This is a genomic window from Pseudomonas sp. GL_139_B, from assembly GCF_057834475.1.
This window is the reverse complement of record NZ_CM174403.1, coordinates 6,160,454-6,185,667: the sequence shown is the minus strand read 5'-3', so window position 1 is coordinate 6,185,667 and position 25,214 is coordinate 6,160,454. Positions and strand designations below refer to the sequence as shown.

Sequence of the window (25,214 nt, the reverse complement as noted above, 5' to 3'; positions counted from 1 at the left end):
GTAAATTAAACCTGGTTCAGACGTTCGGCGATAAAAGTGATCAGCTGGCGAGCAATCTTGCTCTTGCTGGTCTGGGCGAAAAGTGTGGCGTGAAGCTCGCGGTCGATCACGCTGCAGGCGTTTTCTTCGCTGTTGAAGCCAATGCTCGGGTTGGCGACGTCGTTGGCGACGATCAAATCGAGGTTCTTGTCTTTCAACTTGCGGGCCGCGTAGTCGAGCAGGTGTTCGGTTTCGGCGGCGAAACCGACACTGAACGGACGGTCGGGGCGCGTGGCGATGGTGGCCAGGATATCCGGGTTACGGACCATCTGTAGCAACAAGCCGTCTCCATTCGTAGGGTCTTTCTTGAGTTTCTGTGGGGCGACGACTTCCGGACGGTAGTCCGCGACCGCTGCCGAGGCGATGAACAGGTCGCAAGGGATCGCGGCTTCACAGGCGGCGAGCATGTCACGGGCGCTGACGACGTCTATGCGCGTGACGCGATCCGGCGTTGGCAGGTGCACCGGGCCGGTAATCAGGGTCACGCGGGCGCCGGCTTCCACTGCGGCTTCGGCCAGGGCGAAGCCCATTTTCCCGGAGCTGTGGTTGGTGATGTAACGCACCGGGTCGATGTTTTCCTGAGTTGGGCCGGCGGTGATCAGTACGTGTTTGCCGGTCAGCGCCTGACGCTGGAAACAGTCCGCTGCGCATTGGGCGAGTTCGACGGCCTCAAGCATGCGGCCCAGGCCGACGTCGCCGCAGGCCTGGCTACCCGAGGCCGGGCCGAAGGCTTTGATGTCGCGGCTTTCAAGGGTTTGCAGGTTGGCCTGGGTCGCCGGATCGCGCCACATGGCCTGATTCATCGCCGGGGCGACGGCGACTATGGCGTCGGTAGCGAGCACCAGCGTGGTCAGCAGGTCGTCGGCAATGCCTTGGGCCAGACGGGCGATGAGGTCCGCAGTTGCGGGGGCGATCAGCACCATGTCGGCCCATTTCGCCAGCTCGATGTGTCCCATGGCAGCTTCTGCCGCCGGGTCCAGCAGGTCGAGGTGGACCGGGTGGCCGGACAAGGCCTGCATGGTCAGCGGGGTGATGAACTCGCTGCCGCCACGGGTCATGACCACGCGCACTTCGGCGCCCTGGTCGATCAGGCGGCGAACCAGATCGGCACTCTTGTAGGCAGCAATGCCGCCGCCGACGCCCAGAACGATGCGTTTCCGATACAGCCGCTGCATAGGTCTGCCTTTCATTTCGTTAATGACTGCATGGCGAGACCCCCTCCCCAGGGATGAAATCGCCAGCAAAAAAGATGGGCTACGATATCACAGCGACCGCTACGGAACAGCGGCGCCCATATTCCAGGGAGGTGCTATGAGTATTCGTGATTGGCCGGCGGCGGAGCGGCCGCGGGAGAGGCTGCTTGAGTTGGGCTCGGCAAGTCTTTCAGATGCCGAATTGCTGGCGATTTTTTTACGGACCGGCGTTTCAGGCAAAAGCGCGGTGGACCTGGCTCGACACCTGTTGAATCAGTTTGGCAGCCTGCGCTCATTGCTTGAGGCCGATCAGGTAGCGTTCAGCAAACAATTGGGGCTCGGCCCAGCGAAATTCGCTCAGTTGCAAGCGGCGCAGGAGATGGGGCGGCGGCATTTGGCAGAACGGGCACGTCAAAAATCAGCGCTGGAAAATCCGCAGGCCGTTCGGGATTACCTGAAATCGATGCTGCGCCACGAGCCCCACGAGGTGTTCGGTTGTCTATTTCTTGATTCCAGGCATCAAGTGCTGACCTTCGAAGTGCTGTTTCGCGGCTCCATCGACAACACCAGCGTTTATCCGCGCCAAGTGGTCAAGCGTGCTTTAGCTCACAACGCCGCAGCGCTGATCCTGTGCCACAACCATCCGTCGGGCAACTCCGACCCCAGCCAGGCCGACCGATTGCTGACCAAGCGCCTGCAGGAGGCGCTGGGCCTGATCGATGTGCGGGTACTCGACCATTTCATCATCGGCGACGGCGATCCTTTGTCCATGGCCGAGTACGGGTGGATGTAGGAGGGGCGGGTTAAGCCAGCTCCTACAGGTTTTGTGGTGGTGCTTATGGCTTGAGGTTGACCTTCGAGTAATCCTGCCGGCCGAACGGGCTCACTGCATAACCCTCAACATCCTTGCGCGTCAGCGCAAACGCCGTCGGGTGCGCCAGCGGCAGCCACAGCGCCTGCTGCTGGATCTGCGTCTGCGCCTGTTCGTAGAGCTTGGTGCGTACACCTTGTTCGCCGGTGGTCTTGCCGGCACTGATCAGCTTGTCCAGGTCCTGATTGCAGTAACGGGCGAAGTTGGTGCCAGACTTGACCGCTGCACAGGAAAACTGCGGTGTGAGGAAGTTGTCCGGGTCGCCGTTATCGCCAGCCCAGCCCATGAACAGCAGGTCATGCTCGCCTGCTTTGGCGCGGCGAATCAGCTCGCCCCACTCGATGACGCGGATTTCGGCCTGAATACCGATTTGTGCGAGGTCGGACTGCAGCAATTGAGCACCGAGGCTCGGGTTCGGGTTCAGCGTGCTACCGGAAGGGCGGGTCCAGATGGTGGTCTGAAAGCCATCCTTGAGGCCGGCCTTGGCCATCAATGCCTTGGCCTTCGCAACGTCGTGCGGGTAACCCGGCAAGCTTTTATCGTAGCTCCAGGTGTTCGGTGGGTACGGACCTTTGGCGGGCTCGGCGGTGTCTTCGAACACGGCTTTGACGTAGTTGGCCTTGTCGAAGGCGAGGTTGATCGCCTGGCGCACTTCCGGCTTGTCCAACGGAGGATGTTGGGTGTTGATACCGACGAACGCGGTCATGAACGCGTCGGTTTTTTCCACTTTAAGCTCTGGCTCTTTCAGTGCGGCCTGTACGTCCAGAGGCTTGGGCGACAGGGCGATCTGGCACTCATTGCGACGCAATTTCTGCAAGCGCACGTTGGCGTCCGGGGTGATCGCGAAGATCAACGGGTCCACCGCGGGCTTGCCGCCGAAGTAGTCCGGGTTGGCCTTGTAGCGAATCGACGCGTCTTTCTGGAAGCGCGTGAACACGAACGGGCCGGTGCCGATGGGCTGGCTGTTGAGTTTTTCCGCCGTGCCGGCCTTCATCAGCTTGTCGGCATACTCGGCGGAATAGATCGAGGCGAACCCCATGCTCAGGGTCGCGAGGAAGGTCGAGTCCGGATGATCGAGGGTGAAGCGTACGGTCATCGGGTCCAGAGCGTCGATCTTCTTGATTAGCGTGGGCAATTGCATCGATTGCGCATGGGGGAAGCCGCTCTGGGCTACCGAGTGCCACGGGTTGGCCGGGTCGAGCATGCGCTCGAAGCTGAAAATCACGTCTTCGGCGGTCAGGTCTCGCGTCGGGCTGAAGTATTCGGTGCGATGGAATGGCACCTGCGGATGCAGTTTGAACACGTACGTCAGGCCGTCGGGCGAGACTTCCCAGCTGTCCGCAAGACTGGCGACTACTTTGCCACTGGCGGTGTCGAACTCCACCAGGCGGTTCATCAGCACATCTGCCGAAGCGTTGGTGGTAGTCAGCGAGTTGTATTGCACCACGTCGAACCCTTCAGGACTGGCCTCGGTGCAGACAGTCAGGGCCGCGGCCATGGCCTGTGGGCTCAGTAGCAATGGGGCGAGCAAGAGGGGTAGGGCAGCGAGGCGCATGGTCGGATTCCTTTACAGATCGAAGGCCCATCTGCAAGTGCAGTCTGGAAAAGGCTTACCCTAGTAGGCTCTTTTGCAAATGACTATCCCCTTTTTCATTTTAAGGGGAGTATGTGCGATTGTTTTCAGTGTGCATGGGCTGAAAAAATCCTTAATCGGCGGGTTGGCCGATTTTCTGCGACGAGTGGTCTTTATCGACGATAGCCTTTATCCAAGGCGCTCGTGGCCCGAAAAACGGGGTTTTTATGAAGTCTGTGCACACGGAATGTTGTTGCTCTCCAGTCTTTCTGGTATAAAGCAGCGCTCTTTTCTAGGGGCCCGGTTCCTTCACTGTAGGTGTAGCCGGTAAGACCTCTAAAGAAACGCGGCGCCTGGCGCCAAATGACTGAGAGATTAAGCGGCCAACCCATGCCGGGTTGGGCATGTGGTTTTAGAGGGCTGAGGCATGTCGAGAGTATGTCAAGTTACCGGTAAGGGTCCGGTGACTGGGAATAACATTTCCCACGCAAACAACAAAACCCGTCGTCGTTTCCTGCCGAACCTGCAGCATCACCGCTTCTGGGTTGAAGAAGAGAAACGTTTCGTGCGTCTGCGCGTATCTGCCAAAGGCATGCGTATCATCGACAAGCGTGGCATCACTGTCGTGCTGGCCGAAATCCGCAAAGCTGGCAAGATCTAAGGGAGCTAATCATGCGTGAATTGATTCGTTTGATTTCGAGCGCCGGTACTGGTCATTTCTACACTACCGACAAGAACAAGCGTACTACTCCGGACAAAATCGAGATCAAGAAATTTGATCCGGTTGTTCGCAAGCACGTGATCTACAAAGAAGGCAAAATCAAGTAATTGATTTTTCTCTCTTACGAAAAAGGCCCGTATCGCGAGATATGGGCCTTTTTTGTTGCCTGCAGATTATGTGTTGTCTTTCAGGTCCTCATCGCGAGCTTTTGTGATCGACGCAAACCCCCTGTGGGAGCGAGCTTGCTCGCGATGAGGCCAGCCCAGACAGCCTGAATCCTCAGGCCTTCTGCTCAAACGCCACATAGATCTTGCGGCACGGCTCCAGCACTTCCCAGGTGCCCTGGAACCCGGCCGGAATCACGAAGCGGTCACCCGCGCGCAGGGTTTTGCTGTTGCCGTCGTTGTCGCGCAGCACCGAAACCCCTTGAACGATTTCGCAGTACTCGTGTTCGGTGAAGTTCACCGTCCATTGCCCGACTTCGCCTTCCCAAACGCCAGCATTCAACTGCCCGCAAGGGCTGTTGTAGTGGTTGTACACCGCTTGTTCCGGGTCGCCCCTGAGGATTTTCACCGGGTCCGGCCGATAGCGCTCGGGCGCGGTCGTGGCCTGGCTGAAGTCGACGACATTCTGGATTTTCATTCTTGTAATTCCCCGTGATTGCGGCGCGAGTGTTTAAAAGTCCCAAAGTCTATGTTTATTAAAATGAACATCGCAAGGCCGTTTGACGGCCTTATGTCAAATATATTGAAACATGAGGGGTGGCTGGTTTAGGGTGACGGTTGCCTTGGGCCGAAAAGCAGGCTGGCCGGGCAGAATTCCTGACAGCGCCCGCGAAGACCGCGTAGCGTTCGTATTCAATAAGAGGAGGACACTCGAATGACCACCCTGACTCGTGCCGATTGGGAACAACGGGCTCGCGATCTGAAGATCGAAGGCCGCGCCTACATTAATGGCGAATACACCGATGCGGTCTCCGCCGAGACCTTCGAGTGCATCAGCCCGGTCGATGGCCGTCTGCTGGGCAAGATTGCCAGCTGTGACGCCGCCGACGCCCAGCGTGCTGTTGAAAACGCCCGCGCCACTTTCAATTCCGGCGTCTGGTCGCGCCTGGCGCCGACCAAACGCAAATCCACCATGATCCGTTTCGCCGGGCTGCTCAAACAGCACGCCGAAGAGCTGGCGCTGCTTGAAACCCTGGACATGGGCAAGCCGATCAGCGATTCCCTGTACATCGACGTTCCCGGCGCGGCGCAAGCCCTGAGCTGGAGCGGTGAGGCCATCGACAAGATCTATGACGAAGTCGCGGCCACTCCGCACGATCAGCTGGGTCTGGTGACGCGCGAGCCGGTCGGTGTTGTTGGCGCCATCGTGCCGTGGAACTTTCCGCTGATGATGGCCTGCTGGAAACTCGGCCCGGCGCTGTCCACCGGTAACTCGGTGATCCTCAAGCCTTCCGAAAAATCCCCGCTGACGGCCATTCGCATCGCAGCGCTGGCCGTTGAAGCCGGCATTCCGAAAGGCGTGCTGAACGTGCTGCCAGGCTACGGTCACACCGTCGGCAAGGCCCTGGCCCTGCACAACGATGTCGATACGCTGGTGTTCACCGGCTCGACCAAGATCGCCAAGCAGCTGCTGATCTACTCGGGCGAGTCGAACATGAAACGCGTCTGGCTCGAAGCCGGCGGCAAGAGCCCGAACATCGTGTTTGCCGATGCTCCGGACCTGCAAGCCGCTGCCGAAGCCGCTGCCGGCGCCATTGCGTTCAACCAGGGCGAAGTCTGCACCGCCGGTTCGCGCCTGCTGGTCGAGCGTTCGATCAAGGACACTTTCCTGCCGCTGGTGATCGAGGCCCTGAAAACCTGGAAGCCGGGCAACCCGCTGGACCCGGCGACCAACGTCGGCGCGCTGGTTGATACCCAGCAGATGAACACCGTGTTGTCCTACATTGAGTCGGGCCATGCCGACGGCGCCAAACTGGTGGCCGGTGGCAAGCGCACGCTTCAGGAAACCGGTGGCACTTATGTTGAACCGACGATTTTCGACGGTGTGAGCAACGCGATGAAAATCGCTCAGGAAGAAATCTTTGGCCCAGTGTTGTCGGTCATCGCTTTCGACACCGCAGAAGAAGCCGTTGCGATTGCCAACGACACGCCATACGGCCTCGCCGCAGCGGTGTGGACCAAGGACATCTCCAAGGCTCACCTGACCGCCCGCGCGTTGCGTGCCGGTAGCGTTTGGGTCAACCAGTACGATGGCGGCGACATGACCGCGCCGTTTGGTGGCTTCAAGCAGTCGGGCAACGGCCGCGATAAATCGCTGCACGCGTTCGACAAGTACACCGAGCTGAAGGCGACCTGGATCAAGTTGTAATCTGGAGCGGGCCCCGAGACCGGGGCCCGACACAACGAAGATCCCCTGTGGGAGCGAGCTTGCTCGCGATAGCGGTCTGACAGTCGACGTCATTGTTGAATGTGAAACCGCTATCGCGAGCAAGCTCGCTCCCACAGTGTTTTGTGCCGTACACAAAAAATATCCACAGGAGCGTGGAACATGCGTTGGGCGACTTATTTCGCCGTGTTGGCGTCTGTCTTGAGCGTCGGGCTGGCCCTGGGCGTCAGCATGCCGCTGGTGTCGTTTCGCCTGGAAAGCTGGGGTTATGGCTCATTCGCTATCGGCGTGATGGCGGCGATGCCGGCTATTGGCGTTTTGCTGGGGGCGAAAATCTCCAGCCACCTGGCCGCGCGCCTGGGTACGGCCAATCTGATGCGCCTGTGTCTGTGGGCCGGGGCGTTGTCCATCGGCTTGCTGGCGCTATTGCCGAGCTACCCGATCTGGCTGGTATTGCGGCTGATGATTGGGGTGATCCTGACGCTGGTGTTCATCCTCGGTGAAAGCTGGATCAACCAACTGGTGGTCGATCAGTGGCGCGGGCGGCTGGTGGCGCTGTATGGCTGCAGCTATGCCTTGAGCCAGCTCGCCGGGCCTGTGCTGCTGGGCGTTCTGGGCACTGAGCATGATTACGGGTTTTGGGTGGGTGTCGGCTTGCTGATGACAGCTCCGTTGCTGTTGTTGGGCCGTAGCGGTGCGCCGACCAGTGAAGCGAGTGGCGTGACGTTTGGCGATTTGTGGGTTTTCTGCCGTGGCCTGCCGGCGATTGCCTGGGCAGTGTCGTTATTCGCCGCGTTCGAAGCGATGATCCTGACCTTGTTGCCGGTGTATTGCCTGCGTCAGGGCTTCACCACGGAAATTGCCCTGGCGATGGTCAGTACCGTGGTGGTCGGTGATGCGCTGCTGCAATTGCCGATTGGCGCGCTGGCGGATCACTTGTCACGGCGCACGCTGTTCACGAGCTGCGCAGTGGTGTTGCTGCTGTCGAGCCTGGCGATCCCGTTGTTGATCGACACCTTGATGATCTGGCCGTTGTGGGTGCTGTTTGGCGCCAGTGCTGGCGGCTTGTTCACCTTGTCGCTGATCCTGATTGGCGAACGCTATCGCGATGATGCGCTGGTACGCGCCAATGCCCATGTGGCGCAGCTATGGGGAATCGGTTGCCTGGTCGGACCGTTGGCGGCGGGGGCGGGTAGCCAGTGGATCAGCGGGCATGCGCTGCCGTTGTTGATGGCGGCCGGTGCGTTTGGCTTGGTAATTCTACTGATGCGTCAGGGTGCGTTTGGCGCCGCTGCCGAACCCGCCTGACACCGCTCCCTCCTTCAGAGATTTTTATCGCCTGTCAGAGCATCCTCTCCAGGCCGACCGTGGTGCTCATCCAGGCATTGAAGCGTCGCCACCAGCTCCCCGGTTCCCTGGTCAGGGTGTGCAGTTTGCCGTCGTCTTCAGTGACCCAGACAACCTGACCATTCTCCAGCTTCGCCTCATAGCTCAGCGTGGGTGCCATACCCTGCACGGCCAGCTCGCGAACACGCGCGGCCAACTCGGGACTGTCCACCAGCACCCCGACTTCGGTGTTCCACAGCACGGAGCGCGGATCGAAATTGAATGAGCCAACGAAGGATTTCTGCTGATCGAAGATCATCGCCTTGCTGTGCAGGCTGGTGTCGGAGCCCTGGTAAGTGGAGCGTCCGAAAAACTGCGGCCCGCTGCCTCCGCCTTTACCCGGTTGGCGCCGCAGTTCGTACAACTTCACGCCGTGTTCCAGCAGTGCCTTGCGATACGGCGCATAGCCGCCGTGCACGGCCGGCACGTCGGTGGCCTCCAGTGAATTGGTCAGCAAACTCACGGAGACCCCGGCATCGGCGCGCCCGGTCAGGTACACCAGGCCCGGCTGGCCGGGGACGAAGTAAGCCGAGGTCATGATCAGCTCTTTGCTCACACCGTTGAGCTCGGGTGCCAGTTGCGTCGTCAGCAACAAGTGCGGGTCCGGCTCGCCGTCGGCCAGCACCTTGCTCGGTGCATCCCACAACGCCTGATTCCAGGCCCAGATCAATTCTCGACGCCAGATGTCCAGGCGCGGGTGCGTCTTGAAGGTCATCAGTTGTTGATACAGCGCATGGTTCTGTTTGCGCGTGTCAGCGAGCGATTCCTTTAGGCGGGCCCGGGTGTTTTGCAGGTCCTGGGGCGTCGGTTTGCTGGACAGGAATTGTTCGATCGGCTTGCTCAGCGCGCTGTTCCAGTACTGATCGAAACTGTGCCCCAGCTGTTCGGCCACCGGGCCGACGCCGAGCATGTCGATGTCGGTGAAATTCAGGTTGGGCTCGGCATCGAAATACTCGTCACCCAAATTGCGCCCGCCCACGATCGCCATGCTGTTGTCCGCCAGCCACAGTTTGTTGTGCATGCGTCGATGTTGCTGCGACAGGTTGAACAGACGGCCCATGGTTCGCGTCACGCCGGTGCTGCGACCTAGGTGCAGCGGGTTGAACACGCGGATCTGGATGCTCGGGTGTGCAGCGAGGGTGGCGATGAGCTGATCCTGGCCGTCGCTGGTGGTGTCATCGAGCAGCACCCTGACGCGCACCCCGCGATCAGCCGCTTTGAGCAGTTCCTCCACCAGCATCCGCGTGCTGATGCCGTCATGCACGATGTAGTACTGCAAATCGAGGCTGCTTTGAGCGTTGCGGATCAGTTCGGCGCGGGCCGTGAAGGCTTCAGTGCTATCGGACAGCAGGCGAAAGCCCGACCGGCCCTCATGAGGCGCGGCCTGCGCCTGGACCGACCGGCCAAACGCCGAGCTGCTGGCGGGCAGCGCCTGACTTGGCTGGCGCTGAACATCAACGCTGGCGCAGCCGCTGAGGAACGAGGCGAATAGCAGAAGAGCGAGCAGGGGCTGACTGACTCTCAAGTGGGATCGTTCCGATTGGCGGCAGGTGTCGGCATATGGACGCTGGTTTCCCGAGAAAGGTCATTCAGTGATGCTGTCATTTTCTGCTAGTAGCCTGATCGCCGCAGCGCCGACCTTGCGCACCGCTTCTTCGATCTGCGGTGTTGGCTTGGCAGCGTAGTTCATGCGCAGGCAGTTGCGGTACTTGCCCGAGGCGGAAAAGATGCTGCCGACGGCAATCTGTACGCCTTGATCGTGCAATGCACGATTCAGTTTCAGTGTGTCGAAGCCTTCCGGCAGCTCAACCCAAAGCATGAAGCTGCCTTGTGGGCGGCTGGCACGAGTGCCGGCCGGAAAGTAGCGGGTGACCCAGTCGATCATCACGTCGCGATTGCGCTGGTATTGCGTGCGCATCCGCCGCAAATGCGGCTCGAAGTGCCCGGCCTTGAGAAACTCGGCAATTGCAATCTGCGGTTGTGGCGCGGTGGAGCCGGTGCTGATGTATTTCATGTGCAGCACCCGTTCCAGATATCGGCCGGGCGCAACCCAGCCAATGCGCAATCCGGGGGCCAGGGTTTTGGAAAACGAACTGCAGAGCAGGACGCGACCGTCCTCGTCGAAGGATTTGATCGTGCGCGGGCGTGGGTAGGTGTAGGCCAGTTCGCCATACACATCGTCCTCGATAATTGCCACGTCAAAACGCTGTGCGAGCGTCAACAACGCGCGTTTTCGCGACTCCGGCATGATGTAACCCAGCGGGTTATTGCAGTTGGGGGTCAACTGTATGACTTTGATCGGCCACTGTTCCAGGGCCAGTTCCAACGCATCGAGGCTGATGCCGGTGAGCGGGTCCGTGGGGATCTCCAGTGCTTTCATGCCCAGCCCCTTGAGGGTTTGCATGGCGCCGTGAAAACTCGGCGAGTCCACGGCCACAATGTCCCCCGGCTCGCAGATCGCCCGGATGCTGGTGGACAGTGCTTCGTGGCACCCGGTCGTGACCACCAGATCGCTGGCGCTCAACTGGCACCCGGAATCGAGCATCAGACGCGCGATCTGTTCGCGCAGTTCGAGGGTGCCGTGGATATTGTCGTAATACAGACCGGGCATGTCCTGCCGACGACTGATGCGCGCTAGGTTGCGCAGCAGCGGTTTCATGGTCGGCGTGGTGATGTCCGGCATGCCGCGACCCAGTTGCACCACATCCTTGCGCGGCACCGCGCGAATCAGCTCCAGTACCTGGTCCCACTGCGAAATATCCACCGGCCGCTGGGCCGGACGCCCAATGGCCGGCAGCTCCGGCAGTTCGCGACCCACCGGCACGAAGTAGCCCGACTTGGGTTTTGGCGTTGCCAGGCCACTGTCTTCCAGCATGCGATAGGCCTGCTGCACGGTGCTCAGGCTGACCCCGTGTTCGACACTCAGTGCCCGCACCGAGGGCAGCCGGTCACCGGGGCGATAGAAGCCTTGTTCGATACGCGTGCCGAGCAATTCGGCGAGGTTGACGTAAAGGGTCATGGTGCAGTCTCGGCATGGGTGATTCGCTAAACCAATACAGATCGAGGTAGAAATCAGGATTCAGACACAGAAATGCAAAATCTGTATGGAATTAATACTCGCTTGTTGAATCTGTATTGCTTTTCGTCGTCCACGCATCATGAAAGCTCTGGCTACCCAAGTAAACAGGAGCAATCAAATGAACGGCTTGAGCGATGTGCGGCTGACGTTACACAGTCAGGAACTGGTGAGAGGGCAGGAAAACGGCGCACGTGAGGCGCAGATGCGCAATGCGCCGTCCGGCCTGAGTTACTGGGGGCTGTTCTGGCATCGTCTGCACACGCGCAAGGCGTTGCTGGCGCTGACCCCGGAGCAGCTCAGGGATGTGGGGCTGACGCGGGAGCAGGCGCGGGAGGAGGGGCTTAAGCCTTTCTGGTGGACCTAATTTTTTCGGTGCTCTCCCGGGCTAATCGCGAGCAGGCTCGCTCCCACAGGGGATCATTAGTGAACACAAATTTGTGAGCACCAAAGATCAACTGTGGGAGCGAGCCTGCTCGCGATGGCGTCAGTACAGGCGCCATCAACCCCTCAGACCAACTCTTTAAGCCGATGCCACAACATCCCCAACGCCAACAACGGCGAGCGCAAATGCTTCCCGCCCGGAAAGGTGATATGCGGCACCTTCGCAAACAGATCAAACCCACCACTGTGCTGCCCGCTGATCGCCTCAGCCAGCAACTTGCCCGCCAGATGCGTGGCATTCACCCCATGACCGGAGTAGGCCTGGGCGTAATATACATTCGGCTGGTCTTTAAGCCGGCCAATCTGCGGCAGCCGGTTGGCGCCGATGCCGATCATCCCGCCCCATTGATAGTCGATCTTCGTCCCAGCCAATTGCGGAAAAACCTCCAGCATCTTTGGCCGCATGTATGCGGCGATGTCTTTCGGATCGCGGCCTGAATAGTGACAGGCGCCACCAAACAACAAGCGGCGGTCCGCCGAGAGTCGGTAGTAATCCAGCGCCACCCGCTGATCGCAGACCGCCATGTTTTGCGGCAGCAGAGTGTGCGCCAGCTCTTCGCTCAACGGCTCGGTGGCAATGATGTAGCTACCTGCCGGCAGCACCTTGCCGCTGAGTTCTGGATTGAGCTCGTTGAGGTAGGCGTTGCAGCCCAGTACCAGCGTCTTCGCACAGACCGAACCTTGGGCTGTGTGGACTTTAATCAAGGGGCCATAGTCGATGCGGGTGACCACTGATTGTTCGAACAGTATCGCCCCCATTTCCTGGGCCGCCGCCGCTTCGCCCAGCGCCAGGTTCAGTGGGTGCAGATGCCCTGAGCCCATGTCGATCAAGCCGCCGACGTAACGCTCGGAACCCACCACCGAGTGCATTTCATTAGCCTGCAGCAAGCGGGTTTCATAGCGGTAACCGAGGCTGCGCAGCTCTTCGGCATCTTCGGCGAAGCCTTCGAGATCGCGGGGCTTGTTGGCCAGGTCGCAATAACCCCAGGTCAGGTCGCAAGGGATCTGAAAACGCTCGACGCGCTGTCGGACGATTTCCACGGCTTCAAGGCCCATGAGTTTCATCTGATACACGCCGTCTGCACCGATCACATTCGCGAATTGATCAAGGCCATGACCAACCCCCCGAATCAACTGCCCGCCATTGCGCCCGCTGGCGCCCCAGCCGATTTTGCGGGCTTCGAGCAGGATGACACTCAAGCCGCGTTCAGCCAGTTCCAGCGCAGTGTTCAGCCCGGAGAACCCGCCGCCGACCACGCACACATCCGCCACCAGATCACCTCTGAGCACCGGATAGTCAGGCTGCGGCAGGCTGCTGGCGGCGTAATAAGAGGCGATGTGCTGGTGGCGTTGAACGGATTGCTGAGCACCGGCGTTCATGTGTGCGTTCCCGATTATTGCGTTTAGAAAATTTGACGGAGCATAAGCCGGACCTTCGGATGCGGGCAACATTGGTCGGCTGCTGCTGTATGGATCGGTGTCTTTGCTTCAGAATCGCGCTCTATTCCGCTTTTGGTCACCGCTTTAATGAGCTGCAACAGTCAGAAAATCCGTACGCTACGACAGCAGATCCCCTCGTTCGAGTGCGTGCCCGGCTGCCATGACTGCTGTGGGCCGGTGACCACCTCGCCAGAAGAAATGTCGCGCTTGCCGCGCAAGACCCGCGCTGAGCAGGACGCGGCGATGGATGAGCTCAATTGCGTGCACCTGGGGCCCAACGGCTGCACGGTGTATGACGAGCGCCCGCTGATTTGCCGGTTGTTTGGCACCACCAAGACCTTACCGTGCCCGAATGGGCGGGGGCCGGTGGAATTGATTCATCCGCGGGTGGAGAAGCAGATTCATGAGTACATGGCTTCTACCCGGCAGGTGTTGGTCTAGGTAGACCGAGTCGCCTCAATCGCGAGCAGGCTCACTCCTACATTGGTTCTGTGTCGTGCACAGAAGGTGTGTCCACTGAAAATCAACTGTGGGAGTGAGCCTGCTCGCGATAGGGCCGGATCAGACACCAAAAATACTCAATCCGGAATCGGCAAACTCAAGCTCTCTTTCACCTCTTCCATCACGATGTAGCTCTTGGATTCGCGCACATGCGGCAGCTTGAGCAGGATGTCCCCCAGCAGCTTGCGGTACGAGGCCATCTCGGAAATCCGCGCCTTCACCAGATAATCGAAATCCCCTGATACCAAGTGACATTCCAGCACATGGGGCAGTTTCAGCACCGCGCGTCGGAACTCTTCGAAGGTATCTCCGGATTTGTAGTCAAGACTGATCTCGACAAATACCAGCAGGCTACCCTTCAGGTGCTGCGGATTAAGCCGCGCGTTGTAGCCCATGATGATCCCTTCCCGCTCCAGGCGTCTCACCCGCTCAGTGCACGGCGTGGTGGAGAGCCCGACCTTTTCCCCCAGCTCCGTGAAGGAGATGCGTCCGTCCGCTTGCAGGATCCGCAGGATGTTGCGGTCGATCTTGTCCAGCTCTCGTTTGGTCTGAGTGTTGGTACGCATAGGGGATGCGCCTCCGTGAAAAGGGTTTTTGCCGAGAATTGTCGCCAAATATAGCTGCTTATATAGTGAAAAACACTGGCAAATCTTTTTTACACTTCGCACATCACTGCTTGAATACAACACACGTCAGCGGTCAGCCGCGATGAGGGATATGAAAATGCGCGTTATGGTCTTGGGTAGCGGCGTCATCGGTACCGCCAGTGCTTACTATCTGGCGCGGGCCGGGTTTGAAGTGGTGGTCGTGGACCGTCAGCCGGCCGCTGCCATGGAGACCAGTTTCGCCAACGCCGGCCAGGTTTCGCCGGGCTATGCCTCGCCGTGGGCGGCGCCGGGTGTGCCGCTCAAGGCCATCAAGTGGCTGTTGCAGCGCCACGCACCGTTGGCAATCAAGGCCACTGCCGACATCGATCAATACCTGTGGATGGCGCAGATGCTGCGCAACTGCACCGCCAGCCGTTACGCGGTGAATAAGGAGCGCATGGTCCGTCTGTCCGAGTACAGCCGTGACTGCCTCGACGAATTGCGCGCTGAAACCGGTATTGCCTATGAAGGCCGCAGCCTCGGCACGACCCAACTGTTCCGCACCCAGGCTCAACTGGACGGCGCCGCGAAAGACATCGCGGTGCTGAAAGAGTCCGGTGTACCGTTCGAACTGCTCGACCGCGCCGGCATTGCCCGTGTTGAGCCAGCGCTGGCCAGCGTCACCGACATCCTCGCCGGTGCCCTGCGCCTGCCGAACGACCAGACTGGCGACTGCCAGATTTTTACCACCCGCTTGGCCGAAATGGCCGTGAAACTCGGTGTGGAATTCCGCTTCGGCCAGGACATTCAGAAACTCGACTACGCCGGTGATCGCATCAACGGCGTGTGGATCGACGGCAAACTGGAAACCGCTGATCGCTACGTCCTGGCACTCGGCAGCTATTCCCCGCAATTGCTCAAGCCGCTGGGCATCAAAGCCCCGGTGTACCCGCTCAAGGGTTACTCGCTGACGGTGCCGATCACCAACCCGGCGATGGCCCCGACCTCGACCATTCTCGACGAGACCTACAAGGTCGCGATCACCCGTTTCGACAACCGCATCCGCGTCGGCGGCATGGCGGAGATCGCCGGTTTTGACCTGTCGCTGAACCCGCGTCGGCGCGAAACCCTGGAGATGATCGTCAACGACCTTTATCCTCAGGGCGGCGATCTGGCCCAGGCCAGTTTCTGGACCGGCCTGCGTCCGACTACTCCGGACGGCACGCCGATCGTTGGCGCCACCCCGTTCAAGAATCTGTTCCTGAATACCGGTCACGGCACACTCGGCTGGACCATGGCCTGTGGCTCCGGTCGCCTGCTGGCTGACCTGATGGCGAAGAAAGCACCGCAGATCAGCGCCGAAGGCCTCGATATTTCCCGTTATGGCAGCAAGACCCAGGAGTCCGCAAAACATGGCAATCCAGCGCCAGCTCACCAATGAGCGCATGAGTCAGATCGTCAGCCACAACGGCACTGTGTATCTGGCAGGGCAGGTCGGCGATGACTTGAGCGCCGGGATTGAACAGCAGACCCGTGAAACCCTTGCCAACATCGAGCGTTTGCTCGATCTGGCGGGCACCGACAAGAACCACCTGTTATCGGTGACGATTTACCTGAAAGACATTGATGCCCACTTCGAAGGCATGAACGCCGCCTGGGACAAGTGGCTGCCAAAAGGCGTTGCCCCGGCCCGTGCGACCGTCGAGTCGAAGCTGTGCGAACCGGAAATTCTGGTCGAGCTGTCGGTTGTAGCCGCTCTGCCGTAATAGATTCAGCAAGATCCCTCTTCCGGTGCTGTTGGCGGTTCACGCCGTCAGCCAGCGCCGGTTTTTTATTCCCATGACCGCCTAGAAGTCTGCCGCCATGCGTCCAGCCCGTGCCCTGATCGACCTTCAAGCCCTGCGTCACAACTACCGGATCGCCCGTGAGATCACGGGGGCCAGGGCCCTCGCGGTGATCAAGGCCGATGCCTACGGCCATGGCGCGGTGCGTTGCGCCCAAGCGCTGGAAGCCGAGGCCGACGGCTTTGCCGTGGCCTGCATCGAAGAGGCTTTGGAATTGCGCGCGGCGGGCATTCGGGCGCCGGTATTGCTGCTGGAAGGGTTCTTCGAAGCCGATGAATTAGCGCTGATCGTCGAGCACGATTTCTGGTGTGTGGTGCACTCGCTGTGGCAGCTTGAAGCCATTGAAAAGGCCACGCTGAGCAAGCCGATCACCGTCTGGCTCAAGCTCGACTCAGGCATGCACCGCGTCGGTCTGAACCCAAAGGATTATCAGGCGGCCTATCAACGGCTGCTGGCCAGCGGCAAGGTCGCGAAGGTTGTGCTGATGAGCCACTTCGCCCGCGCCGATGAGTTGCACGAACAGTCCAGCGCTGAGCAGGTCGCGGTATTTGAAGCCGCGCGTGAAGGCTTGTCGGCGGAAGTCAGCTTGCGCAACTCGCCGGCCGTGTTGGGTTGGCCGCAGATTCCAAGCGATTGGGTTCGCCCCGGCATCATGCTGTATGGTGCGACGCCGTTCGAAGAAGCCAACACTGTGGCCGCTCGCCTGCAACCGGTGATGACCCTGGAATCCAAAGTGATTTGCGTGCGTGAACTGCCGGCCGGCGAGCCGATTGGTTACGGCGCCAGGTTCATTTCGCCAAAGCCGATGCGCGTTGGCGTGGTAGCCATGGGCTATGCCGACGGTTATCCGCGTCACGCGCCGACCGGCACGCCAGTCATGGTCGCCGGACAACGCAGCCAGTTGATCGGCCGTGTATCGATGGACATGCTCTGCATCGACCTGACCGATGTGCCGCAAGCCGGTCTCGGCTCGACCGTCGAGTTATGGGGTAAAAACATCCTCGCCAGCGATGTGGCTGCGGCAGCGGACACGATTCCGTATCAGATTTTCTGCAATCTGCGCCGGGTGCCACTGCTCTATTCCGAGGGCTGACAGCCGACGGTCGAAACCGAAAGTCGCCTCGCCCCACAGGATTCAGGCCCAAGTGTTGTAAATACTGAACGCTGTCGCCATGATAACGCTCAATATTCCAACAACCTGAATCCCTGGAGGCGCAAGCATTGGACGTCGGTGAACGACTGCAATCCATCCGTAAGCTCAAAGGCCTTTCGCAGCGTGAGCTCGCCAAGCGCGCGGGTGTCACCAACAGCACGATTTCGATGATCGAGAAGAATAGCGTCAGCCCCTCGATCAGTTCGCTGCGCAAAGTACTGGGCGGGATTCCCATGTCCATGGTCGAGTTCTTTTCTGAGGAAATCCTGCAGGAAAAACCGACGCAGATCGTCTACAAGGCCAACGAGCTGATCGACATTTCCGATGGCGCCGTGACCATGAAGCTGGTCGGCCGGGCTCATCCGAGCCGGGCTATCGCCTTTCTGAATGAAATCTATCCCCCAGGCGCCGACACCGGTGACGAGATGCTCACCCATGAGGGTGAGGAAACCGGCATTTTGGTGGAAGGTCGACTGGAGCTGGTGGTCGGGCTGGAAACTTTTGTGCTCGAAGCTGGCGATAGCTACTACTTTGAAAGTACCAAGCCACACCGTTTCCGAAATCCGTTCGATGCGCCGGCGCGACTAATCAGCGCAGCGACACCGGCGAATTTCTAAGTAAAGAAGGGGTCCTGCCAGTCAGGCCGAGGCACCCGGGCAGTTTTTCCGCCGCAGTGTAAGACCCCTTCGACTTTGGGGTTGTTTCAGTGTGACGGGCTTACCGCTATACTTGCGCCCGCCTGCGAACCGTGGCCGTAGGCGTGACTAGCCACCATTGAGGGTGAACGCGTGAATCTAATTATGAAAATGCTGGCTGTACCAGCAACCGTATTGGCCTTTTGGGCTGTCAGCGCTCAAGCTGCGACGAACGACGATATTGCCAAACGCCTTGAACCGGTCGGTCAGGTCTGTGTACAGGGCAAAGAGTGCAAGGGCATGGAAGTGGCCGCTTCCGCTGGCGGTGGTGGCGGTGCCAAAACCCCGGACGAAGTGATTGCTAAACATTGCAACGCTTGCCACGGTACCGGCCTGTTGGGCTCGCCAAAAATCGGCGACGCCGCAGACTGGGGCAAACGAGCCAAAGAACAGGGCGGGCTTGATGGTCTGTTGGCTAAAGCCATCAGCGGCATCAACTCCATGCCGCCAAAAGGCACCTGTGCCGACTGCTCCGACCCTGAGCTGAAGGGTGCAATCGAGAAGATGTCCGGCCTGAAATAAGCCCACATCTTCAGCGAAAAAACCGCTTTCGAGCGGTTTTTTTGTGCCTGCGATTTGTGTCTGAGACTGTTCATTGCAGCAAAGACCCGGCAAGCTCGGTCCAACCCCGATTCACGGAATGTTAAGGGAGGATCAGATGGTGCAGCTGTGTTCTATCGAGCAGGCGGTCGATGACGTACTGGCGCGGTTGCCGGCGCACATTCACATGGGCTTGCCCCTCGGCCTGGGCAAACCCAACCACTTCGTCAACGCGCTGTACCGGCGCATCGCGCAATTGCCGCAGCGGCAGCTGACGATCTACACCGCCCTGTGCCTGGGCCGCCCGTCACTGGGCGATGGTTTGCAGAAGCGCTTTCTTGAGCCCTTCATCGAACGCGTATTTGGCGACTATCCGGAACTGGATTTCCTCGCCGGCCTGCAACGCGACAACCTGCCCCCGAACATTCACATCCAGCAATTTTTCATGCAACCGGGCAGCCTGCTGCATAGCGCATCGGCTCAGCAGGATTACGTCAGCAGCAACTACAGCCATGCCGCGCGGGACATCAACGCCGCCGGTTTGAACCTGGTCGCGCAGATGGTGGCCAGTCATTGCGAGCATCCCGATCGCCTGAGCCTGAGCTGCAACCCGGACATCACCCTCGACCTGTTCCCGATGATCGCCAAACGCCGGGCGGCGGGGGAGACAATCCTGCTGGTGGGCCAGGTGCATAACGATTTGCCTTACATGCTCGGCGACGCCGAAATCGGCATCGACACCTTCGATCTGCTGATCGACGAAAAAGACAGCACCACGCTGTTTTCCACGCCGAACATGCCGGTGGGCTTCCAGGACCACTTCATCGGCCTGCACGCCAGTGCGCTGGTGCGCGATGGCGGCACGTTGCAAATCGGCATCGGAGCCATGGGCGATGCGCTGACCGCTGCGTTGCTGGCGCGGCAGGCTGACAACGAAGGTTACAGGGCGCTGCTGGCCGATGTGAACCTCAGCCAGTGGGCGCAGTTGATCGACCGCGAAGGCGGCCTCGAACCGTTCGCCAAAGGCCTGTACGGTTGCAGCGAAATGTTCGTCAACGGCTTGCTGGTACTGGCCGATGCCGGAATCGTGCGACGCAAGGTCTACTCGGATGTGCCGACTCAGCAACAGGCGAACGCCGGCACCCTCGATGACGCCGCGCAAACCGATGGCATCTCGGTCCACGGCGGCTTCTTCCTAGGGCCGCGCAGTTTCTACGAGCGCCTGCGCGAGCTACCGCAAAGCAAGCGCCTCGAATTCAACATGACCCGCATCAGCTACATCAACGAGCTGTACGGTCAGGAAGAGCTCAAACGCTTGCAGCGCCTCGATGCGCGCTTCATCAACACCGTGTTCACCATGACCCTGCTGGGTGCCGGTGTGGCCGATCAGTTGCAAGACGGGCGAGTGCTCAGCGGCGTGGGCGGGCAGTACAACTTCGTCGCCCAGGGCCATGCTCTGGAAGGTGCGCGGTCGGTGCTGCTGCTGCGCAGTTGGCGCGAGTCTGGTGGGGATGTGAGTTCGAATATCGTCTGGGAATACGGCCACTGCACGATCCCCCGGCACCTGCGCGACATCGTGGTCACCGAGTACGGCATCGCCGACTTGCGCGGCAAAACGGATGCGGCCGTGATCGAGGCGTTGCTGAACATCAGCGATTCGCGGTTTCAGTCGGGGTTGATCGAGCAAGCGCAGAACGTGGGTAAGCTTCCGAAGGATTTCCGCATCGATCCACGTTTCGCCGATAACAGTCCGGAACGTTTACAGGCGATTCAGGCGCGGCACCCGAACCAGTTTCCGGAATATCCGCTAGGTTGTGATTTCACCGAAGTGGAACGCGACGTGTTGCGGGCGCTGAACTGGTTGAAGAGCAAGTTCAAGCTGGCGGAGATTCTGGAGCTGGGCAAAGCAGCACTAGATGCGCCGGAGGCTTCGATGTTTCCAGAGCATCTGGAGCGGATGCAACTGACAAATCCTGACGGGTTGAAAGAGGATTTGTTTCAGCGCCTGCTACTGACCGGCCTGAAAGCCACCACGCAATAGCAGCCACCAGACCCCTTGTAGGAGCTGGCTTGCCAGCGAAGAGGCCGTTACATCCAACATTAATGTGGCTGTTACACCGGCTTCGCTGGCAAGCCAGCTCCTACAGGGAGGGGTTACTCGATGAAGGTCACGACGCCGCCAGCCAGTGATTGCACGCGAGCCAGGGATTCCACGCGATAACCCTGTGCATCCAGTTCTGCACGACCACCCTGGAATGACTTCTCAATGACGATACCCAAGCCCGCCACGGTTGCGCCGGCCTGTTTGATGATCGAGATCAGCGCCTGCGATGCCTTACCGTTGGCCAGGAAGTCATCGATGATCAGCACGCGGTCGCTGCTGGTCAGGTGGCGCGGGGAGATCGCCACGGTGCTTTCGGTCTTCTTGGTGAACGAGTAAACGGTCGCCGACAGCAGGTTTTCAGTCAGGGTCAGGGACTGCTGCTTGCGGGCGAAGATCACCGGCACGCCGAGGTTCAGACCGGTCATGATCGCCGGGGCGATGCCCGAGGCTTCGATGGTGACGATCTTGGTGATACCCGAGTCCTTGAACAGCGCAGCGAACTCGTCACCGATCAGCTTCATCAGCGCCGGGTCGATCTGGTGGTTCAAAAAGGCGTCTACCTTCAGGACCTGATCGGAAAGCACGATGCCTTGTTCGCGGATTTTCTGGTGCAGTGCTTCCATGAAGCTTTCCTCTACTGGCGCCATGTGCGCCGAGTTTGTCAAAAAGTGTTCGGTTAAAAAGTGCTCAATTCTAGCGCTTTAACATCGCGCGTATATCCGCCAATGCGGTATTTCCGCGAACGGCTTTGACTTCAACGGGCGTGTCGTCGTTGCCTTCCCAGGCCAGATCGTCCGGCGGCAGCTCATCGAGGAAGCGGCTTGGTGCGCAGTCGATGATTTCGCCGTACTGCTTGCGCTTGGCGGCGAAGGTGAAGGCCAGGGTCTGGCGCGCGCGGGTAATCCCGACGTAGGCCAGGCGGCGCTCTTCTTCGATGGTGTCGGCTTCGATGCTGGAGCGGTGCGGGAGGATTTCCTCTTCCATGCCCATGATGAACACGTAAGGGAATTCCAGACCCTTGGAGGCGTGCAAGGTCATCATCTGCACACCTTCGGCGCCGTCTTCCTCTTCCTGTTGACGTTCCAGCATGTCGCGCAGGACCAGTTTGCCGATGGCGTCTTCGACGGTCATCTCGCCTTCTTCGTCTTTCTCCAGGGTGTTCTTCAGCGCCTCGATCAGGAACCAGACGTTGCCCATGCGGTAATCGGCAGCCTTGTCGCTGGAGCTGTTGGTGCGCAGCCAGTTTTCGTAGTCGATGTCCATGACCATGCTGCGCAGTGCCGAGATCGGATCTTCGCCGGCGCACTGCTCGCGCACCTTGTCCATGAAGCGCTTGAAGCGCGACAGGCGATCGGTGAAGCGCGTGTCCAGATGCTCGCCCAGGCCGATTTCGTCGGTGGCGGCGTACATCGAGATTTTGCGTTCGGTGGCGTAGTTGCCGAGCTTTTCCAGCGTGGTCGAGCCGATTTCCCGGCGCGGAACGTTGATCACCCGCAGGAAGGCGTTGTCGTCGTCCGGGTTCACGATCAGGCGGAAGTAGGCCATCAGGTCTTTCACTTCCTGACGACCGAAAAAGCTGTTGCCGCCGGACAGACGATACGGAATCTGGTGATGTTGCAGTTTCAGCTCGATCAGCTTGGCCTGGTAGTTACCGCGATACAGAATCGCGAAATCGCTGTACGGCCGATCCGTGCGCAAGTGCAGGGTCAGAAGTTCCACGGCTACGCGCTCGGCTTCGGCGTCTTCGTTGCGGCAGCGGATCACGCGGATCTCGTCGCCGTGGCCCATCTCACTCCACAGCTGTTTCTCGAATTCGTGCGGGTTGTTCGAGATCAGCACGTTCGCGCAGCGCAGGATGCGGCTGGTGGAGCGGTAGTTTTGCTCCAGCATGACGACTTTCAGCGATGGGTAGTCGTCCTTGAGCAGCATCAGGTTTTCCGGGCGCGCGCCGCGCCAGGCGTAGATCGACTGGTCGTCGTCGCCCACCACGGTGAACTGGTTGCGAGTGCCGATCAGCAATTTCACCAGCAAATACTGGCTGGCGTTGGTGTCTTGATATTCGTCCACCAGCAGGTAGCGGACTTTGTTCTGCCACTTTTCGAGGATGTCGGCGTGTTCCTGGAACAGCTTCACCGGCAGCAGGATCAAGTCGTCAAAGTCCACCGCGTTGAACGCCTTGAGCGTGCGCTGGTAGTGGGTGTAGACGATGGCGGCAGTCTGTTCCTTGGGATTGCGCGCATTTTCCAGGGCTTCGGCGGGCAGGATCAGGTCGTTTTTCCACGAGCCGATCATGTTCTTGATCTCATCGACGCCGTCGTCGCCTGCGTATTCCTTCTGCATGATGTCGGTCATCAGGGCTTTGACATCAGCCTCGTCAAAGATCGAGAAGCCGGGTTTGTAGCCCAGCCGCACGTGTTCTTTGCGGATGATGTTCAGGCCCAGGTTGTGGAAGGTGCACACCGTCAGGCCCCGGCCTTCGCCGCCCTTGAGCAGGGTGCCGACCCGTTCCTTCATTTCGCGCGCGGCCTTGTTGGTAAAGGTCATGGCGACAATGTACTGGGCGCGGATGCCGCAATTCTGGATCAGGTGCGCGATCTTGCGCGTGATCACACTGGTCTTGCCGGAGCCTGCGCCGGCGAGCACCAAAAGAGGGCCGCCGACGTAGCTCACGGCTTCTTGCTGCCGGGGATTGAGTCGGGACATACAGAATTCAGGGAGTCATTTGTGAAATGGGCCGGCATTTTAACAGGCTCAGCGAATTGTGCTGCTCTGTCCGACTTGTGACACAACTCGCTTTCTCTAATTGCCGGTTTTGATACTTTCAAGCAGGATGCGCGGTGAATGTGCGGCTAATGTTCGGATTCCAGACACAAAATTGCTTTTGATAACTGATGTCATTTGGTCATTGGTTACCGGCGCGGCATAATGCCTGCCGCCTACATCCTTGCAGAGTCTAGGGAGCTAGCTTGTCTACGCCTGTCGAACCCTTGCGTTTGCTGCTACTGGCCGAAGAGCCAGCGTGGGTAGCGTTGTTGCGTGAGTGTCTGGCTCCAATGGGGAGCTCGGCCGTGCTCATCAGTGCGCCGAGCTGGGAGTCGGTCTGCAATTTGTTCGATGACAACCGCAACGCGGTGTTATTGACTGTTCCTGCGCTTCAGCCGCTACCTGGCCGTTGCAGCTTGCCGACGGTTTTATTAGTCGAACACGAGCCATTGGTGACGCCCGATGGCGTGAGTGACTGGCTGGTGCGTGATCTGCTCGATGCCGGCATGCTGCGCCGGTGCCTGCGGCATGTGCGTGAGCGTGGCTTGCTGGAAAACACGCTGCAGCGTCTGGCTGAGCAAGATCCGTTGACCGGTATCGCCAACCGCCAGGGTTTTCAGACCTTGCTGGCAGCGCGTCTGGCGGAAAACGACGGCCGCGGCCTGGCACTCGGTCACCTTGACCTCGACAACTTTCGTCACGCCAATGATGCCCTCGGCCACCAGGCTGGCGACCGCTTGATCCTGCAAGTGGTCGCGCGACTGAAAAGCCAGCTTGAGGCCGGCGATCAGCTGGCGCGCCTGGGCAGTGATGAATTCGCCTTGCTGATCGACACCCGCCGTGCGCCTCAGCGCGCCGAATGGATGGCCGAGCGCATTACCGAAGCCCTGGCCGAACCGTACTGGGTCGACGGCGAAAGCCTGTTGATTGGTTCCAGTCTGGGCATTGCCCATGCTCGGGTGCACGCCGGGGCTGACCCGCTGATGTGGCACGCGCACATCGCCATGCAGCAAGCCAAGAGTACCCAAGGCTGCACCTTTCACATTTTCAACGAACGCATCAACCGCAACGCACGCAGCATGGCCGACCTTGAAAGCGAGCTGCGCCGGGCCTTGCGCCGTGACGAACTGGAACTGCATTACCAGCCGCGCCTGAATCTTGCCGACGGCCAGATCGTCGGTCTCGAAGCCTTGGTGCGCTGGCGTCACGCCGAGCGCGGTCTGCTGCCACCGAGCGAATTCGTCCCGCTGGCCGAGCAAAGCGGCTTGATCGTGCCGCTGGGTTACTGGGTGATTTCCCGGGCGCTGCGGGACATGCAGGCTTTGCGCGAACAGGGTTTACCGGCGTTGCACATGGCGATCAACCTGTCATTCCGCCAATTTCAGGACAGCCAATTGCTCTCCACGCTGAGCCGGTTGATTGCCGAACGCGGCGTCGAAGCGCAGTGGCTGGAGTTCGAACTGACCGAAACCGCCGTGATGCGCCGCAGCGATCTGGTCAAGCAAACCATGGACGCCCTCGGACGACTGGGCGTGCGCTTCTCGCTGGATGACTTCGGCACCGGGTTCTCGTCCTTCGTGCACCTCAACAGCCTGCCAATCGCCTTGCTCAAGGTGGACAAGAGCTTTGTTGGCGGCATGGAAGAACGTGAAGAGAACCGTAAACTGGTCCACGCGATGATCAATCTGGCGCACAACCTCAATCTTGAGGTCGTTGCTGAAGGGGTGGAAACAGCGGAACAGCTGGATTTGTTGCGCGGGTTTGGCTGTGATCAGGTTCAGGGGTATCTGATCAGCAAGCCGTTGCCGCTGGCAGAGCTGGTTAACTATCTGACCTTCGACAGCAGCCAGCAGCCTGCACTGGAAGTCGTGGGCTAACCCAAAACAACTGTGG

23 protein-coding genes are annotated in these 25,214 nt (G+C 59.7%); 14 read left to right on the top strand and 9 right to left on the bottom strand.

What is annotated here, in order from left to right:
- Nucleotides 1–5: 5 nt before the first annotated feature.
- Entirely contained in the window at nt 6–1,214 is a 1,209-nt protein-coding gene (gene coaBC / locus AC3ISI_RS28405; protein WP_489337804.1) for a bifunctional phosphopantothenoylcysteine decarboxylase/phosphopantothenate--cysteine ligase CoaBC, read from the bottom strand.
- 136 nt (nt 1,215–1,350) lie between these two features.
- Between coaBC and radC the strand changes: the two genes are divergently transcribed.
- On the top strand, nt 1,351–2,025 hold the full coding sequence (gene radC / locus AC3ISI_RS28400; RefSeq protein WP_489334772.1) for a RadC family protein: 675 nt from the start codon (nt 1,351–1,353) through the stop codon (nt 2,023–2,025).
- Nucleotides 2,026–2,068: 43 nt separating this feature from the next.
- Here radC and AC3ISI_RS28395 read toward each other — a convergent pair whose 3' ends face one another.
- On the bottom strand, nt 2,069–3,658 hold the full coding sequence (locus tag AC3ISI_RS28395; protein WP_489334771.1) for an ABC transporter substrate-binding protein: 1,590 nt from the start codon (nt 3,656–3,658) through the stop codon (nt 2,069–2,071).
- A 445-nt stretch (nt 3,659–4,103) separates the two neighbouring features.
- Here AC3ISI_RS28395 and rpmB point away from each other — a divergent pair, with 445 nt between their 5' ends.
- The gene (gene rpmB, locus AC3ISI_RS28390; protein ID WP_007894701.1) at nt 4,104–4,337 is read left to right on the top strand and encodes a 50S ribosomal protein L28; all 234 of its coding nucleotides are present in this window, start codon (nt 4,104–4,106) and stop codon (nt 4,335–4,337) included.
- A gap of 11 nt (nt 4,338–4,348) precedes the next feature.
- A complete protein-coding gene (gene rpmG / locus AC3ISI_RS28385; RefSeq protein ID WP_007894709.1) occupies nt 4,349–4,504 on the top strand; it encodes a 50S ribosomal protein L33 in 156 nt (51 codons plus the stop codon).
- A 172-nt stretch (nt 4,505–4,676) separates the two neighbouring features.
- Here rpmG and AC3ISI_RS28380 read toward each other — a convergent pair whose 3' ends face one another.
- Nucleotides 4,677–5,039 carry a cupin domain-containing protein gene (locus tag AC3ISI_RS28380; RefSeq protein WP_489334770.1) on the bottom strand — a complete coding sequence of 121 codons (363 nt, stop codon included), beginning with the start codon at nt 5,037–5,039 and terminating at the stop codon, nt 4,677–4,679.
- A 237-nt stretch (nt 5,040–5,276) separates the two neighbouring features.
- On the opposite strand from AC3ISI_RS28380, the gene AC3ISI_RS28375 reads away from it, so the two are divergent.
- Both AC3ISI_RS28375 and AC3ISI_RS28370 read left to right on the top strand, forming a co-directional pair.
- Nucleotides 5,277–6,770 (top strand): aldehyde dehydrogenase, encoded by a 1,494-nt coding sequence (locus AC3ISI_RS28375; RefSeq protein WP_489334769.1) that lies wholly within the window; start codon nt 5,277–5,279, stop codon nt 6,768–6,770.
- Nucleotides 6,771–6,950: 180 nt separating this feature from the next.
- Entirely contained in the window at nt 6,951–8,096 is a 1,146-nt protein-coding gene (locus tag AC3ISI_RS28370) for an MFS transporter (RefSeq protein ID WP_489334768.1), read from the top strand.
- A 34-nt stretch (nt 8,097–8,130) separates the two neighbouring features.
- Here AC3ISI_RS28370 and AC3ISI_RS28365 read toward each other — a convergent pair whose 3' ends face one another.
- Both AC3ISI_RS28365 and AC3ISI_RS28360 read right to left on the bottom strand, forming a co-directional pair.
- Complete coding sequence (locus AC3ISI_RS28365; RefSeq protein ID WP_489334766.1) at nt 8,131–9,699, bottom strand: phospholipase D family protein; 1,569 nt, start codon at nt 9,697–9,699, stop codon at nt 8,131–8,133.
- Nucleotides 9,700–9,759: 60 nt separating this feature from the next.
- Nucleotides 9,760–11,193 carry an aminotransferase-like domain-containing protein gene (locus tag AC3ISI_RS28360; RefSeq protein WP_489334765.1) on the bottom strand — a complete coding sequence of 478 codons (1,434 nt, stop codon included), beginning with the start codon at nt 11,191–11,193 and terminating at the stop codon, nt 9,760–9,762.
- A gap of 178 nt (nt 11,194–11,371) precedes the next feature.
- On the opposite strand from AC3ISI_RS28360, the gene AC3ISI_RS28355 reads away from it, so the two are divergent.
- Entirely contained in the window at nt 11,372–11,617 is a 246-nt protein-coding gene (locus AC3ISI_RS28355; protein ID WP_489334764.1) for a DUF1127 domain-containing protein, read from the top strand.
- 143 nt (nt 11,618–11,760) lie between these two features.
- Here AC3ISI_RS28355 and AC3ISI_RS28350 read toward each other — a convergent pair whose 3' ends face one another.
- Nucleotides 11,761–13,074: an NAD(P)/FAD-dependent oxidoreductase gene (locus AC3ISI_RS28350; protein WP_489334763.1), complete on the bottom strand. Its 1,314-nt coding sequence runs from the start codon at nt 13,072–13,074 to the stop codon at nt 11,761–11,763.
- 147 nt (nt 13,075–13,221) lie between these two features.
- Between AC3ISI_RS28350 and AC3ISI_RS28345 the strand changes: the two genes are divergently transcribed.
- Nucleotides 13,222–13,575 carry a YkgJ family cysteine cluster protein gene (locus tag AC3ISI_RS28345; protein WP_007947437.1) on the top strand — a complete coding sequence of 118 codons (354 nt, stop codon included), beginning with the start codon at nt 13,222–13,224 and terminating at the stop codon, nt 13,573–13,575.
- Nucleotides 13,576–13,712: 137 nt separating this feature from the next.
- Here AC3ISI_RS28345 and AC3ISI_RS28340 read toward each other — a convergent pair whose 3' ends face one another.
- Nucleotides 13,713–14,201: an Lrp/AsnC ligand binding domain-containing protein gene (locus tag AC3ISI_RS28340; protein ID WP_003177284.1), complete on the bottom strand. Its 489-nt coding sequence runs from the start codon at nt 14,199–14,201 to the stop codon at nt 13,713–13,715.
- 157 nt (nt 14,202–14,358) lie between these two features.
- On the opposite strand from AC3ISI_RS28340, the gene dadA reads away from it, so the two are divergent.
- From dadA to AC3ISI_RS28310, 6 genes are all read left to right on the top strand, one after another.
- The gene (dadA, locus tag AC3ISI_RS28335; protein WP_489334762.1) at nt 14,359–15,663 is read left to right on the top strand and encodes a D-amino acid dehydrogenase; all 1,305 of its coding nucleotides are present in this window, start codon (nt 14,359–14,361) and stop codon (nt 15,661–15,663) included.
- Entirely contained in the window at nt 15,635–15,988 is a 354-nt protein-coding gene (locus AC3ISI_RS28330; RefSeq protein ID WP_489334761.1) for a RidA family protein, read from the top strand. Before dadA ends, AC3ISI_RS28330 begins: the two co-directional genes overlap by 29 nt.
- A 97-nt stretch (nt 15,989–16,085) precedes the next feature.
- Nucleotides 16,086–17,159: an alanine racemase gene (gene alr / locus AC3ISI_RS28325; RefSeq protein WP_489334760.1), complete on the top strand. Its 1,074-nt coding sequence runs from the start codon at nt 16,086–16,088 to the stop codon at nt 17,157–17,159.
- A gap of 128 nt (nt 17,160–17,287) precedes the next feature.
- Nucleotides 17,288–17,836 carry a cupin domain-containing protein gene (locus tag AC3ISI_RS28320; protein WP_007947433.1) on the top strand — a complete coding sequence of 183 codons (549 nt, stop codon included), beginning with the start codon at nt 17,288–17,290 and terminating at the stop codon, nt 17,834–17,836.
- 183 nt (nt 17,837–18,019) lie between these two features.
- Nucleotides 18,020–18,436, top strand: coding sequence for a c-type cytochrome (locus AC3ISI_RS28315; protein ID WP_489337803.1), 417 nt, complete (start codon nt 18,020–18,022; stop codon nt 18,434–18,436).
- A 136-nt stretch (nt 18,437–18,572) separates the two neighbouring features.
- The gene (locus tag AC3ISI_RS28310; protein ID WP_489334759.1) at nt 18,573–20,495 is read left to right on the top strand and encodes an acetyl-CoA hydrolase/transferase C-terminal domain-containing protein; all 1,923 of its coding nucleotides are present in this window, start codon (nt 18,573–18,575) and stop codon (nt 20,493–20,495) included.
- Between the two features lie 113 nt (nt 20,496–20,608).
- On the opposite strand, the gene AC3ISI_RS28305 is transcribed toward AC3ISI_RS28310, so the two are convergent.
- Together AC3ISI_RS28305 and rep are read right to left on the bottom strand one after the other, a co-directional pair.
- Nucleotides 20,609–21,181: a xanthine phosphoribosyltransferase gene (locus AC3ISI_RS28305; protein ID WP_027926370.1), complete on the bottom strand. Its 573-nt coding sequence runs from the start codon at nt 21,179–21,181 to the stop codon at nt 20,609–20,611.
- 70 nt (nt 21,182–21,251) lie between these two features.
- Entirely contained in the window at nt 21,252–23,261 is a 2,010-nt protein-coding gene (rep, locus tag AC3ISI_RS28300; protein WP_489334758.1) for a DNA helicase Rep, read from the bottom strand.
- A gap of 263 nt (nt 23,262–23,524) precedes the next feature.
- On the opposite strand from rep, the gene AC3ISI_RS28295 reads away from it, so the two are divergent.
- Complete coding sequence (locus AC3ISI_RS28295) at nt 23,525–25,198, top strand: putative bifunctional diguanylate cyclase/phosphodiesterase (protein ID WP_489334757.1); 1,674 nt, start codon at nt 23,525–23,527, stop codon at nt 25,196–25,198.
- The last annotated feature ends 16 nt before the right edge of the window (nt 25,199–25,214 follow it).